Source organism: Devosia sp. LC5 (assembly GCF_000735585.1).
Classification (GTDB): Bacteria; Pseudomonadota; Alphaproteobacteria; order Rhizobiales; family Devosiaceae; genus Devosia.
The window spans coordinates 47,367-60,743 of record NZ_JNNO01000006.1 but is presented as its reverse complement, the minus strand read 5'-3'; the positions used below and the strand labels follow the sequence as shown (position 1 = coordinate 60,743).

Genomic DNA, 13,377 nt, shown 5'->3' with positions numbered 1-13,377 from the left:
CCCGTCAGGCCGGAATGTGCAGCATGCAGAGCGCATGCGGCGGGATGGAGTAGATGCCGTCCTGATCTGCGAGGACGGCCTGGCGCGGCACGACGGCGTTCGGCGCCTCGACCGAATTGAAGGCGTCGGGCGAGTCGCCTTCGAGGATATCGGCCGTGAACTCGCCCTGCAGCGCCTGGCCGTCGAGCACGATGCGGCAGCCAGCAGCGGCGGAGGGGTCGCGGTTGACCAGGGTCACGGTGGTGCCGGCATTATCCTTGCTGACAATGGCATCGACCCTGGCAACGCTCTTGCCGCCATGGGTCAGCTGCGGGCCATCGACACGTGCATCGATCATCAGCTCGCGGACCTGATCCACATACATCTTCATGGTGTGGAACGTGGTCCGCTTCACCACGCCATTCTTGTGGGCGTAGAGCGGGCCGCGGGTGTTCACGCTGGGCGCCATGTTGGCCATGGTGACCACATCGCCATTGCGCAGGCAGGCATTGAGGAACGAGGCCGAGAACAGCGCATCGGCCATGGTATAGGTCTGGGGGATGTCGTTGAGATCGCGCGCGTTGATCTTGTCGTCACCGGTGCCGTCCGGGTGGTGCCAGCCGCGCAGGTTCCACTCGTCGAAGGCGATCTTGACCTTGCCGGTGAAGCCGGCCGCGCCGATGACGTTGCGCGTCTGCGTGATCATCTGGCCGGGATTTTCGCTCTGCATGATTGCCGTCATGTAGTCGGACGGGTTTTCGACCTGCGAGAGGCGGTCCCAATAGCCGTGGATGGAGACGAGATCGAGATAGCGCCCCGCGGCCCGCAGCAGCGCCAGCGTCCATTCGGTGTCCGGTACGGCCGCGGCGGAGAGGATGATGTCCTCGTCGACGGCGCGCATCATCTTGGCCGACTCGGCGACATAGGGGCCCCATTCGGAGACGGTCTTGGCGCCGATCTGCCAATCGCCGTAGCTCTCGTTGCCGATGCCCCAGTATTTGACGCCGAATGGCTTCTGGTTGCCGTTCTGCTGGCGCTGCATGGCATAGCGGGTGTCGTAGCGACCATTGCAATATTCGACCCAGTTGCTCATTTCCTCGGCCGTGCCATTGCCGCCATTGGTGCAGATATAGGGCTCGCAACCGACTTCCTTGCACCAGGCGATGAACTCGTCGGTGCCGAAGGTGTTGGGCTCCGGCACGCGCCATGCCTTGTTGTAGGAGGCAATGCGGTCCCTGCCGACAGCTTCGTACCAGTGGTGGTCCGACACGTAATTGCCGCCCGGCCAACGCATGATCGGTGTCTTGAGTTCGCGCATTGCCTCGATGACGTCCATGCGGAAGCCGCGGTCATCTGACAGAGGCGAACCCGGTTCGTAGAGACCGCCATAGATCTGGGTGTGGAAATGCTCGATGAAGTGACCGAAGATCATCCGATCCCATTTCTGGCCGCCCAGGCGGGAGTCCGCGACGATGCTGGTGAATTCTGCAGTCATGATGCCCTCGTATAGTTGAGTGTGTTGATGATCAGCCGCGCACGGCGCCAGCCGTCATGGAGTCGATGATCCGGCGGTTGAGGAAGAGGTAGAGTGCCACCGTTGGCAGCACCGAGACGACGATGGCGGCGTAGGTGGCGCCATAATCGCGGCGCCCCATGTCGCTGACGAAGTCGTTGAGACCGACCGGCAGCGTCTTCAGCGCATCGCTGGTGAGGAATGTGTTGGCGAAGACGAACTCGTTCCAGATGAAGATGAAGTTGTAGACGACGATGGTGATGGTGGCGTTGATCGACAGCGGCACGGCAACCGACCAGAAGGTGCGGAACACCCCTGCCCCGTCGATCGAGGCCGCCTCCAGCAACTCGTTGGGAATGCTCCTGAAAAAGGAGGCATACAGATAGATGGCAACGGGAAGCTGGAAGCCGACCTGGGGGAGCACCACCGCCCAGTAGCTATTTCGTATTCCAAGAAAACCGAGTGATTGAAAGATCGGCAAAAGCGCCACGAATACCGGGATCATCAGCCCCAGGAGAAAGTAGTTGAGCACGATCTGGCTGCCGTTGAAGCGGAGCTTTTCGATGGCGTAGGCAGCGGGCGCCGCCAGCAGGATGGTGAGCCCAATGGTGAGCACGGCGATGATGGTGCTGTTGAGCAGGTATTGCAGCAGCGGGCTGGTCTCGAATGCGCGGACATAATTGCCGAAATAGAGCGTGTCCGGGATCAGGCGGTTCGACGGGCCACGCGCCAGTGCCTCTGGCGTCTGTAGCGAGGCGGAGATCACCCAGACGATGGGAAAGATCTGGATGACAAGGAAGATGGCGACCAGCACGGTCGGCAGCCATGCGGTAAGCTTGTGACGAGACAGCATTTTGTTACCCGGTCTTCTCGGTGGCGCTGAAGGCCTTGCGGATGATGGCCACGATGAGGAGGCACTCGACGACAAGGAAGATCGCTATGGCGCTGCCGTAGCCGAAATTCGATTGGCTGAATAAGGTCTTGTACATGTAGGTCGAGACGAGCTCGCTCGATGTTCCAGGGCCACCTCCCGTCATCACGAACGGAATGTCGAAGCCTCGCAGAGTGCCACTCACGACCAGCACAACGCTGGCGGCAATGGTGGCCCAGATCAGCGGAAGCCGGATGAGGAACAGCTGCTGCAGCCGATTGGCGCCGTCGATCTCAGCTGCCGCGAGTACGTCCTGATCCAGCGACACCAGAGCCGAATAGAAGATGGCCATGTAGATGGCGCAGAACTTGTAGGCATCGACGAGCGTAACGATCGTCAGGGTCAGCGAGGTGTTGGACAGGAAAGGCTGGGTATGCTCGCCAAGGCCAATCGACCTCAGGCTGCCATTGATAAAGCCTTCCGGGTCCGCGGACAGTAGCTGCACGAAAATCTGTGAGATGGCGACCGAGGATATGACTGCCGGCAGGAAATAGGGGACCCGCACGATATTGCGGAACCTGGCAATGCTGATCAGGGACACGGCCATCGCCATGCCGACGATCAGTTGGATCAGCGAGCCCACAAGGGAAAAGAATAAGCTGTTGAGCAAAGCGTGCCGGAACACCGTGTCGCTCAGCATGCTCAGGTAATTTGCGCCGGCGTTGAAGCGCCACTTGCCCAGCCCGTTCCATACCCCAAGGCTGAGATAGGAGGACCATACAATAGGCACCATAACGACTGCAGTGAACATCAGGAGCGCTGGGGCCACAAAGAGCCACCCCGCCCAGCTGGGTGTCCCCAGCAGTTGGTTCTTGCGCACGATGCGCCTCCTCTTGAATGGCCCTCCCCCGCGTGCGGGAGAAGGTGTGCTTGGAGGATTTTGGTGATCGGTTGACTAGCGGCTGGAGAGGTACTGCTGGACCGAGCGGTCGATCTCTTCCGCGAACTGCTCGGGCGTGATTTCGCCCAAGCCGAGCAACTGGCTCTGCCGGAACAACGTGTCTACCGTCGCGGCGTCGAGTTTGACGTCCCAGACGCGGGCGTATTCGCCGATCGCTTCCATGTCGGCTAGGACGTCCTTGTAAATCTGCGGCATCTCGTCGGTCACCTCGATCTTGAGTGACGGCAGGCCGCCATACTCGTGGTGGCTGATGGTGCCGAAGCGGTCGGCGAGGAAAGCCAGGAACTCCTTCATCTCGTCGGTCGCGGCATCAGCCCTGATGGCCGTGCCGAGACCCGAATGCGCGTAGAAGTCATCGGGGCTAGTTGCGTCGTTCTCATCGATGATCGGCATCTTGAAATAGCCGATGTCGTCCTTGAGTTCCTTGTTCTCGTCCAGCAGGCTGTGGAGTTCCCAGGTGCCGACATAGTAGATGGCCGACTGGCTGCTCAGGAACATGTTCAGCGCAGTGGTATAGTCGGCCGAGGCAAAGCCCTCCTGGAAGCAGTTGGCACCCAGGTCCTGAAAGAAGCGGGCGTCAGCAAGACCAGCTTCGCTGTTCATGGAGATTTCCCCGACCTTGAGCTTGTCGAGGAATTCGTTGCCCATCATGCGCCAGCTGGGCATGGACAGGTAGCGATACATCGGCCAGCCTTCCTTGCCGGCCACCGAGATCGGCGTCACCCCGGTCTCGCCCAACGTGGTGCACACTTCCAGGAACTCATCGAGTGTGGCTGGTGGCTGCACGCCAGCCTTCTCGAACATATCCTTGTGGTAGTAGAAGTATTCCACATTGGCTTCCCACGGGATCAGCCACAGACTGCCGTCGTCGAAGCGTTCATAGTCGAGCGCGAACGGAATGAACTTGTCGGTGATTCCGATCTCATCGAAGATCTCGCCGATGTTGGCTGTCAGGCCGGCTTCGACTATGTCCTCGTAGTATGGCTCGGCGTCCGCGTCGAAGATTTCCGGAAGTTCGCCGCTGGTCGCCAGAATCTTGATCTTTTGCAGATAGGCGGGGCGACCGGCGATGTTCTCGAGCGTGATGTCGAAGTCGGGATGGGTCTCCTTGAACTCGGCAACGACATCCATCAATGCTTTGATAACGGGACTATCCGGATTCCTGGCCGTGACGTAATGATAAGTCTCTGCATTTGCTGCCACGGACGACATGACCAATGCCAATGATGCCAGCGCGACGCCGCTCATGGCTGCATGCGAAATGCGACGATAATTCATAATTCCTCCCTTGAGCCCATCCTCAGCTCGATTGCTAACTCGTGTTAGCATCCTCGACCTTTACCTACGCGCTCCCGCCGCCTCCTCGGCGCAAGGAGCATCCCTCGCGATAAGATGTTTGCTAACACGGGTTAGCTAAGCTAGCTTGCCGCCTATTGTCAACGGCGTTTCTGATGCCCATAAAGAATAATGACCAAGGCACCGACAGCATCAGACGTAGCCCGACGGGCAGAGGTTTCGCGCAGCGCGGTTTCCCTCGTGCTTGGCGGGAACGCCAAGCGCGCCCGCTTGAGCGAGGAAACACAGGAACGCGTTCGCAAGGCAGCCGAAGAGCTCAACTACAGGCCCAATGCCGCCGGGCGGAGCCTCGTTCGCGGCCGCACAGAGACCATAGGCCTTGTCATCCGCGACCTCGAACTCATCGGCATCGACCCCTTCCTGCTGCCGCTGCTCGATGGGATTCTCGAGGCCACGCGTGAGCAAGGCTATCGCGTACTGGTGGAGAGCATGCGGGATGGCGCTGGCGACCCGTTTGGGGACCTCATGGACTCCGGTCGCATCGATGGCATGATCGTCGAAAATCCCGACTTCGGTGACAAGTCCCTCAGTCGCCTGATCCAGTCCAACCGACCCGTCGTCGTGATGGGATCTCAGGGCCTTGAAGAAGAAGTTTCCGTCAGCATCGACGACTTCCAGATCGGACTGGTGGCTACCGAGCATCTCGTGTCCCTGGGCCGCCGCCGCATCGCCCACATCGCTTATGCCAAAACTGGCATCTACGCCGTCGACAAGCGCTTTGCCGGGTACCAGGCGGCCATGAACAAAGCCGGCCTGCCGGTGGACCCGGCTCTCGTCACGCATGCGAACTTCAGCATCGAAAGCGGTTACCTTGCGATGGTCCGCCTGCTCAGCGCCGGCACCATGCCGGATGCGGTTTTTGCAACCAGCGACGCTGTTGCCATGGGCGCGATCGCTGCCATTCAGGACGCCGGCTACAGGGTGCCGGCGGATATCGCCGTTGCCAGCGTCGACGATATCAGCGCCGCCCGTTTCTTCCGGCCGGCGCTGACGACCGTCACCAGCGAACCCTATGCATGCGGCAAGCTTGCTGCGGAAATGCTCATCGATCTGATGGGTGGGCACGCGCCTCCCAAGCGGTCCGTGATGGTCGATACGCGACTGATCGTTCGCGGATCGACCGTGGAGAACTATTCGGATGGACTGCTCGAGGCAGCGAAAGCTGCCTTGCAGTAAGTAGATAAGGTAAAATCGAACGTCAGTTCCCGGCAGATCATTGCTTTTCGGCAGTGTGGCTATGGCGGGCCCGCGGCGCGGGAAAGACCCGTGGCGAAGGATGTGATCATGTTAGGCGGCTGGTTGCAGCCGACTTGCCGACACAGCGTCGGAAGCGCAATCCACGCTATCGCAGAGCCGCAGCGAGACCAGTGCGTCCTCTCCTGTCACTTCCACCGGGCGATCCAGCGCGATGGAATTGATAAAGGCGTTGACCACACCCTGGGTACCCACCCGCACCTCATCTTTGTCGCGTGCCAACTCCATCCAATGACCCAGACCGTCGCGGGTTGCCTTGTAACCAACAGCCATGCCCCTGGTGCCGATCAGCCGGAACCCGTCATCGATCGGGCCCACTTCATTCCAGTGCGCTTCGTAGGTTACCAGCGTCTGTCCGATGGCGCCGCCCTCAAACTGAAAAATTGCCGAGATGGTCTTGGGCTTGGGAAAAACCAACGTGCCCAAGCTGTTGCTGAACGCCTGGATGTCTATCACCGGGCGACCGACCATGAAGCGGAGAAAGTCGATCTCGTGGATGCCGGTGCCGATTGTGGCGGTGCGCCCGGCCTCGGCCGAGGCATACCAAGGGGATTCGGCGAACTGCTTGCGCTTATCGTGGATAGCGTCCATCCGCACATGGATGATGTCGCCGAAAAAGCCCTCCTCCACCATCTGCTTGAGCTGTCGGCTGCGGGAGCGGTAACGCGCCTCATGGGCGATCATCAGACTGATCCCGCGCTCAGCTGCATGTCTGACGATGAATTCTGCGTCCTTGAGATTGCAGGCAATCGGCTTGGTCAGCAGCAGGTTTTTGCCCGAATCGATCACCGCCGTGGCGTGATCGAGGTGGAACTGATCCGGCGTTGCTACACTGACCCCGCCGAGTTTTTCTTCGGCCAGCATGACCCTGATATCGTCGTAAATAGCACTGACTTTGGGAGTTGCGGCCTTGACCGCTTCCGCCCGGGCCAGGTCCTTGTCAACCAGAACGATCTCGCCAACATGCTCTGACGCCGCATAGGTGTCCACATGGTGACGGCCCAGGCCCATGCCCACCACGGCGACTCTGACTTTGCTCACTTCTTTTCTCCCTTGCTTAGGTTCGGTCCATCAATTCGGATGGCCGTGAAGTCCCTGATCTGTGCCTCGATTGCCGTCTCGGTCGGCAGGCGCTCCATGCTGCTGGCGCCGTAAAAGCCATGAACGTTGGGGCAGCGCTGCGGCTCGCTGACGATATCGCCCACCGTCATGCGTGGATCGAGCGAAGAAAACGGGTCCTGAAACACCATGCGGACTTCGCGCCGGTACTCGCGCAACTGCCGGTCCGACCGTCCCGCAAGTTCGAACGGCTCCTTGCCACCTAGATAAGTGATCGAGCCAGAACTGGGCTTCTGCGTACCGATCAGGCTGCGGCCCAACGTGGTCTTGCCACAGCCGCTCTCGCCCACCACTCCCAGGATTTCCCCGCGATGGATATTGAAGCTCACCGCATCGAGCGCCTGGACGTAGCCGCTTTGTCGGCTAAACAGCCCATGGCGCAGCGGAAACAGCACTGACAGACCACGCACCCGGATCAGCGGCTCGGCAGCCACAGGCTCACAGACCTCACGCGAAGCTGGCAGCGCCGGCAGATCGACCGCCACTGGTTCTTTCGCGTCATGGCGGAACGAGGCGCTCTCCTCGCTATAAAGCCAACAGCGCACCTGTGTACCATCCACGTCCAGCGCCGGGGGCACCCTGGCGTCGCAAAGCCCCGGCATGAAGCTGTCGCAGCGATTATGGAAGGGGCAGCCGCCGGGCCGGTTGAACGGATCGGGTACCATGCCGCGTATGGTGGCGAGCCGCCCGCTTTGCGGCGCCAGTTCCGGATTGGAGCGTAGCAGCGCGCGCCTATAGGGATGGCGCGGCGTGGTGAACAGCCGGTTGCGCTCGGCCCGCTCGACGATCGTGCCCAGATACGTCACCACCACTTCGTCGGCCATTTCGGCGACGACGCCCAGGTCATGGGCGATGAACAGGATGCTCATGCCCGAGCCGTCGCGCAAGCGGCGCAGCAATTGCAGGATCTGCGCCTGCGTCGTCACGTCCAGGGCCGTGGTTGGTTCGTCCGCAATCAGCAATCGAGGATTGCAGGCCAGCGCCATGGCGATCATCGCCCGCTGCCGCATGCCACCCGAAAGCTGAAACGTATAGGCCCGCATGCGCTGGCCCGGGTCGGGAATGCCCACCTCGGCCAGCAGATCCTGCCCGCGCTGCCAGGCTGCCGCCTTGCTGACATCCTCATGCAACCGGATCATTTCCACGATCTGATCGCCAATCGTGTGAATGGGCGAAAGGGCCGACATCGGCTCCTGGAAGATCATGGCGATTTGCTTGCCGCGGATGGCGCGCATCTGCCGCCCGTCACGCTCGAGGGCGGTGATGTCCACGTCCTTGCCCGGCTCGGCGGCGAAGCGGATCGTGCCCGAGACGATATTGCCCGGATACGGCACGAGGCGGAGGATGGAGCGGGCGGTCATGGATTTGCCCGAGCCGCTCTCCCCAACTACGCATACCGTCTTGCCGCGAGGCACAACCAGGTCGATGCCTTCAAGAGCCTTCACTATGCCGACGGCAGTCGGGATATTTGTGCGCAGCCCGGTAATGGTCAGCAGGTTATCGCGGTCCAGCGGCGCGGGGCCTGATTGGGCGTTCAACTCATGAAGCATAGGGATCAGCGGCATCACGGATGCCGTCTCCGAGGAAGTTGAGGGCAAGCACCGCCACCACGACGGGCACCGCGGGGATCAGGAGCCGGGGCGTCAAGGCCACGGCCTGCACGTTCTGCGCCTGCTGCAGTAACACGCCCCAACTGACCGCGGGTGGCCGCAAGCCAAGGCCAAGAAAGCTCAATGCCGTTTCCGACAGGATCATCACCGGTAGGGCAAGGCTGGTCGCCGCCACGATATGGCTCAGCATGGAGGGCACCATGTGCCGCATGATGATGCGGCCGTCGCCACAGCCATCGAGACGGGCAGAGGTGATGAATTCCTCCTCGCGCAGCATCAGCACCTTGCCGCGCACCACGCGGGCCAGCTCGGTCCAGCTCACCAGCGAGATGATAATGGTGATGGCAAAATAGACCTGAAGTACCGACCAGTTCGACGGCATGGCTGCGGCCAGCCCCATCCACAGCGGGATGGTGGGGATCGATTGCAGCACCTCGATGATACGCTGGATAACCAGGTCGACCCGACCGCCATAAAGGCCTGAAATCCCGCCCAGCACCACGCCCAGGGTCAGCGACAGCGCCACGCCGCAAAGGCCGATGGTGAGCGAGATGCGGGAAAAGCGACCGACTCCGGAGAGTCGTTCTTAACGCGCAAACGAGTCGTTTATAGACGCAACCGAGTCGCTCTTTGCGTGTCAGGATATTTGGACCGAGAATGGCGCACCCGCTGCAACATAGATGGGCACTGTAATTGTTGGGAAATTTCAGTTTCTACGGCCAACTGAAAGGCAATTTAGCGCCCCATTCCAGCCGTTCATCCTGTCTCAACGATGTTCCGAAAGCTGCCATCGTGTGCCCGCTATAGACCACATAGTTCGGCCATGCGTCGGGTGTCATCCTGCTCGCCAAACATTGCTGGTGAACCCTGATGGTCTCGCAGAGAGATCATTTACAACTTTGGGACCTTCACCCGGCCGAGCGGTTCCTGCCTGGTCAATAATTGCCCAGGCACCGCAACTCCTAAGCGCTACGCGAGCAGGGATCGTGGTTTTGCCTGAGTTCAGCTGGAACGGCGCATTTGCTCAACAGGGAGGCCCATGATTTCGCCTTCGAACTGTTGGTCGGCTTTGTCGGTAACCGTTGAACGTGCATGCGAGAGAGCGACACGCTGCCGCAGCCCAACAACAGCATATGGACTCGTGACAAGATCAGCATAACATACGGTACCGTATAACCAAGGAGCCGCGAAGTGACCATGATGGACAGAACGAAGCCCGAAGCAGGTATGGGAGGTCCCAATAGGACTGGTGTAGCGCGCAATCGCTGGTTTCTCGTCGCGGGCGGGTTGTTTTTCGCGTTCGGTGTCGGCCACCTCACGGCCACGCCCGGCCTGATGGGGAGCGTACATGCCAGTGCGCTACCGCCCGACGTCATTCTGCTGGTGGACGTGGTGTGGAACAACGTCTCGGTAATGATGTTCGGCTCGGCAATCGTGCTGGTTGGAGCCAGCGGCCGGCCGGCATGGCGGAGGCCGGCGGCCTGGGTGCTGGCCGCGTGGTGCTGCTGCGGAGCGCTGCTGTTCGTCGGCTTCGGCTTCTTCATATTCGGCAACATGACCACGGTGCCCAACTGGATCGGCTTTGTCGTTGTTGGCGCGGCGGTGTTGATTGCCCTGTGGCGCGATGGCGCCAGGGACGCAACTTGATGCTCACATGGGCGGCCACGCCACGATAGCCAAGACTGCTCTATTGCGAGGTCCTTGGCATAGATGCACGACCGTTGCTGGGCCAACGGGGCCGCAGCACCGTGTCCGCAGGCGAAAGCGGTCGGCCGAAAACCTGTAACCCTGAAGGGGGCCAACTGCGGCACCGCCGACACACCGCGGAAATCAACACGGAACGTTTCGAGGACACAGCATGCGCAGGTCATCGCCGACTTGAAGCAGACTGCCGGCAACCCCGGGGGCTATTTCGAAGGCATGCCTGTGCTGCTGCTTTATACGATCGGGGCCAAGGCGACGGGACAACCGTAGAGCGCATCCCGGTCCGCGCCCGTGTGATCGGGGGCGAGGAGCGCAACGCAGTCTATGCGGAATAGGCGCGACTTTACCCGAATTTCGGGGTGTACGAACGGAAGACGACACGGGAAACTACCCCGGCGGTGAAGCTGACCAGGCGCTGAAATTGCCCATTGGTGTCGCCGCAATTTGCGTTGGGACACGGCTGGCGTGGAAGAGCATCCCAGGCACCTGGCATCGGAAACTACGGCGATCGCACAGCTTGGTTCGCATGCGACGTTTCCGCTAAGCTGACGCCGGCGCGCGTCGGAGCCCACTCTGTTACCGCAGCACCTCGTCGGCTGCCGACACGGTCAAGAGCATGCGATTGGTGATATCGAAAAGCTCCGACGCGAACATTGCCAGATCGGGGTAAGGCGAAAATACAAGCATCGGGTTGAACGCTGTCACTGTGACCCCCGAGGCCGCGGCGAAGACGACAAACTTCAGAGGAGCCTCGGGAACAACGCCGGGATCGGTGAGCAACAGCCGCGCCATAAGTCTTGGATGAAACCACAGGATTTGCCGAAGCGGCGGGATCGCGTAGCCGCCCTTTCTCAGGAGCGCTTGCGGATCGATTTCATGGATCACCCAGAGATCTGCAGCACTGATTGACTGGCGCAACCGGTGCAAGGTTTCCTCGAAGCCGTAGCTGGACGTCACCTTGAGATGGTGCTGCGGTGTCGTAGTGACGACGTTTGGTAAAAGGGCGGACAGTTCAGTCATCGAGGAGGGGTGTCCTGGGAAAGTCGAGTTCGGGTTCGGCTACGTGATTAAGGATGTTGGAATAAAAGTTGAGGGCAACGTGGGCGATTAGTTCCGCTAATTCCTCGTCGCTCAGGCCTGCGGCCCTTGCGGCGTCGAGAGCGTCGTCGGCGATCTTGCCGCGATTGCAGGTCACTTCCATGGCTAGCGTCAGTGCCGCGGCCACTTTAGGGTCGCTTGATCCGCCTTTGCGGTTGAGGTCGAGTTCGGCATCGGGGATGCCTAGCTTCGAGCCGCGGAACGCGTGCGCCGAGACACAATACTCGCAGCGGTTCACCTCGGCGGTCACCAACGCGATCTGCTCGCGCAGTTTCGGGCTGAGCCCACCAGCCTGGAGGGCCCTGCGAAACTGCAGGTAGCCGTTGAGCGCTGCCGGGGAGTTGGCCAGAGCACGATAGAGGTTGGGAACCCTCCCAAGCTGCATGCGTGTTTCGGTAAGAAGCTTGCCGGCCGGGCTACCTGGATTTTCCTCGATCAGGGGTAGGCGAGACATGGCTATACTCCTTCAACGGTTGCCGGAAGCGGTCGTGCTTCTATGAAACGCCGCTCCTGTGTGCGGCCCCCGAAGCCGTAGGCGTCCGCCCTGACTTCATGGATATGCACGTAGCTTTCGTGGTGAACAGGGCCCAGCAATTGACCCATCACGTCGAAGATGGCGGCGATGAAACGCTCGCGCTCCTGCTTGGTGTTGGTCCCCTCGACGACGCGGATTTCGAGCCAGAAACTGGCCAGCCCATGGTCCGACAGGCTCTTGCCCGCAATGAACCACTGTGACGGATCGGCCGGCTCCGCGGTCACGGTGGTCAGGTCGGCCTGTTTGCGCAAGAAGCTGGTGGAGGCTTCGGCCGCCGCGATGGAGACGTCCTGGGGTGTGGCGTCGTTCCTCGTTGCGTATCTGACGGTGATGATGGGCATTGCTCTGTCTCCTGTCGTTCCTTTATGCCTCGACCGTATGTATTGCGAAATGCTATGAACAAGCTCTCAATGATATGAGTTTGAAATGCAAAACCTGGCGATAGAGCAGCTACGCAGCTTTGTGCTTGTCACCGATTGCGGCAGCTTTACCGGCGCCGCCGAGCTGCTGGGGACGACGCAGTCGGCCATCAGCCTGCGGGTGCGCAGGCTCGAGCAAGCGATCGGTAAGCGTCTGCTCGCCAGGACGCCGCGTGCTGTTTCGCCAACGCCTGACGGGGTGCGGTTCCTCGGTCCGGCGCGAGAGATTCTTGCGGTGCATGATCGGGCGCTTTCGGTCTTCGAGGTGGGCGCTCCAGCGATGACCCTGCGAGCAGCGATCGGCGATCACGCTGCCGGCACGCTGCTTGGAACCGCCCTCAACCACCTCCAGCAAGCGTTTCCGGCCCTGCTCTTTGACGTTTCGGTCGGGCTCTCGGCCGAGATGCAGGGGCGCTACGATGCGGGCAAGGCGGATTTCGCCATCGTTCGGATGGACACCAGCCGCCGCCAGGGCATTTCGCTTTACCGGGACCAGCTCGTATGGTGCGCCAGATCGCCTGAGATCTGGAAGCCTGGTGCCGCGTTACCGCTACTGACCCTTCCAGAGCCTTGTACCGTTCGCATCGCCGCGGTGCGGGCGCTCGAGAGCGCCAATATCGGCTGGCGGCTGGCCTTCTCGGGCGGCTCCGTCGCCGCCCTGCAATCGGCAGCGAGCGCCGGTCTGGGCATCGCCGCCATCGGGCGAAACCAGGTCCCCGCAGATTGCGTGGTGCTGGATCAGGGGCTGCCCGCACTGCCGGCCAGCAAGATCACCTTGCTGACGGCGCTGAGCGACCCGCTCCGCAGCGCGGTTGCGGCAGCTTTCGCGGTTGGGGTCAGCAATAGGGTGGCCGTTTCCACTTCCTGAGGAGTACCCCGGGGCGAAGCTTGACATTGATCCAAGCCGTCACGTCTGCCCGCCCATGACCGAGGGGCCTATTGCAGCGAACTATACGCC

Annotated in this window: 12 protein-coding genes and 1 pseudogene; 3 read left to right on the top strand and 10 right to left on the bottom strand. The window is 61.0% G+C overall.

Going from position 1 to position 13,377, the window contains the following annotated elements; translation table 11 throughout:
• Positions 1–4: 4 nt before the first annotated feature.
• The 4 genes from FF80_RS04450 to FF80_RS04435 all read right to left on the bottom strand — a co-directional run bounded on the left by FF80_RS04450 (position 5) and on the right by FF80_RS04435 (position 4,602).
• The gene (locus FF80_RS04450) at positions 5–1,474 is read right to left on the bottom strand and encodes an alpha-L-arabinofuranosidase C-terminal domain-containing protein (protein WP_035097914.1); all 1,470 of its coding nucleotides are present in this window, start codon (positions 1,472–1,474) and stop codon (positions 5–7) included.
• Positions 1,475–1,505: 31 nt separating this feature from the next.
• Entirely contained in the window at positions 1,506–2,345 is an 840-nt protein-coding gene (locus FF80_RS04445) for a carbohydrate ABC transporter permease (protein ID WP_035097911.1), read from the bottom strand.
• A gap of 4 nt (positions 2,346–2,349) precedes the next feature.
• Positions 2,350–3,243: a sugar ABC transporter permease gene (locus FF80_RS04440; protein WP_052153169.1), complete on the bottom strand. Its 894-nt coding sequence runs from the start codon at positions 3,241–3,243 to the stop codon at positions 2,350–2,352.
• A 75-nt stretch (positions 3,244–3,318) separates the two neighbouring features.
• Positions 3,319–4,602 (bottom strand): extracellular solute-binding protein, encoded by a 1,284-nt coding sequence (locus tag FF80_RS04435; protein WP_035097909.1) that lies wholly within the window; start codon positions 4,600–4,602, stop codon positions 3,319–3,321.
• 189 nt (positions 4,603–4,791) lie between these two features.
• Between FF80_RS04435 and FF80_RS04430 the strand changes: the two genes are divergently transcribed.
• Positions 4,792–5,856, top strand: a complete 1,065-nt coding sequence (locus FF80_RS04430) for a LacI family DNA-binding transcriptional regulator (protein WP_081917245.1) — start codon at positions 4,792–4,794, stop codon at positions 5,854–5,856.
• Between the two features lie 111 nt (positions 5,857–5,967).
• On the opposite strand, the gene FF80_RS04425 is transcribed toward FF80_RS04430, so the two are convergent.
• The 3 genes and pseudogenes from FF80_RS04425 to FF80_RS04415 all read right to left on the bottom strand — a co-directional run.
• Entirely contained in the window at positions 5,968–6,954 is a 987-nt protein-coding gene (locus FF80_RS04425) for a Gfo/Idh/MocA family oxidoreductase (protein WP_280113888.1), read from the bottom strand.
• 17 nt (positions 6,955–6,971) lie between these two features.
• Positions 6,972–8,618 carry an oligopeptide/dipeptide ABC transporter ATP-binding protein gene (locus FF80_RS22370; protein WP_348270315.1) on the bottom strand — a complete coding sequence of 549 codons (1,647 nt, stop codon included), beginning with the start codon at positions 8,616–8,618 and terminating at the stop codon, positions 6,972–6,974.
• Positions 8,593–9,222 (bottom strand): annotated as a pseudogene (locus FF80_RS04415) (ABC transporter permease); the annotation flags it as partial. The gene FF80_RS22370 and the pseudogene FF80_RS04415, both read right to left, overlap by 26 nt.
• A 638-nt stretch (positions 9,223–9,860) precedes the next feature.
• On the opposite strand from FF80_RS04415, the gene FF80_RS04410 reads away from it, so the two are divergent.
• Positions 9,861–10,310, top strand: coding sequence for a hypothetical protein (locus tag FF80_RS04410; protein WP_152558264.1), 450 nt, complete (start codon positions 9,861–9,863; stop codon positions 10,308–10,310).
• Positions 10,311–10,943: 633 nt separating this feature from the next.
• Here the strand turns inward: FF80_RS04410 and FF80_RS04405 are convergent.
• From FF80_RS04405 to FF80_RS04395, 3 genes are read right to left on the bottom strand one after another with little or no spacing between them, the layout of a single operon-like run.
• Positions 10,944–11,387, bottom strand: a complete 444-nt coding sequence (locus FF80_RS04405; RefSeq protein ID WP_035097902.1) for a DUF302 domain-containing protein — start codon at positions 11,385–11,387, stop codon at positions 10,944–10,946.
• Positions 11,380–11,919: a carboxymuconolactone decarboxylase family protein gene (locus tag FF80_RS04400; RefSeq protein ID WP_035097900.1), complete on the bottom strand. Its 540-nt coding sequence runs from the start codon at positions 11,917–11,919 to the stop codon at positions 11,380–11,382. Before FF80_RS04400 ends, FF80_RS04405 begins: the two co-directional genes overlap by 8 nt.
• Before the next feature lie 2 nt (positions 11,920–11,921).
• A complete protein-coding gene (locus FF80_RS04395) occupies positions 11,922–12,341 on the bottom strand; it encodes a tautomerase family protein (protein ID WP_035097899.1) in 420 nt (139 codons plus the stop codon).
• 85 nt (positions 12,342–12,426) lie between these two features.
• Here FF80_RS04395 and FF80_RS04390 point away from each other — a divergent pair, with 85 nt between their 5' ends.
• On the top strand, positions 12,427–13,287 hold the full coding sequence (locus FF80_RS04390; RefSeq protein WP_035097896.1) for a LysR family transcriptional regulator: 861 nt from the start codon (positions 12,427–12,429) through the stop codon (positions 13,285–13,287).
• Positions 13,288–13,377: the final 90 nt, after the last annotated feature.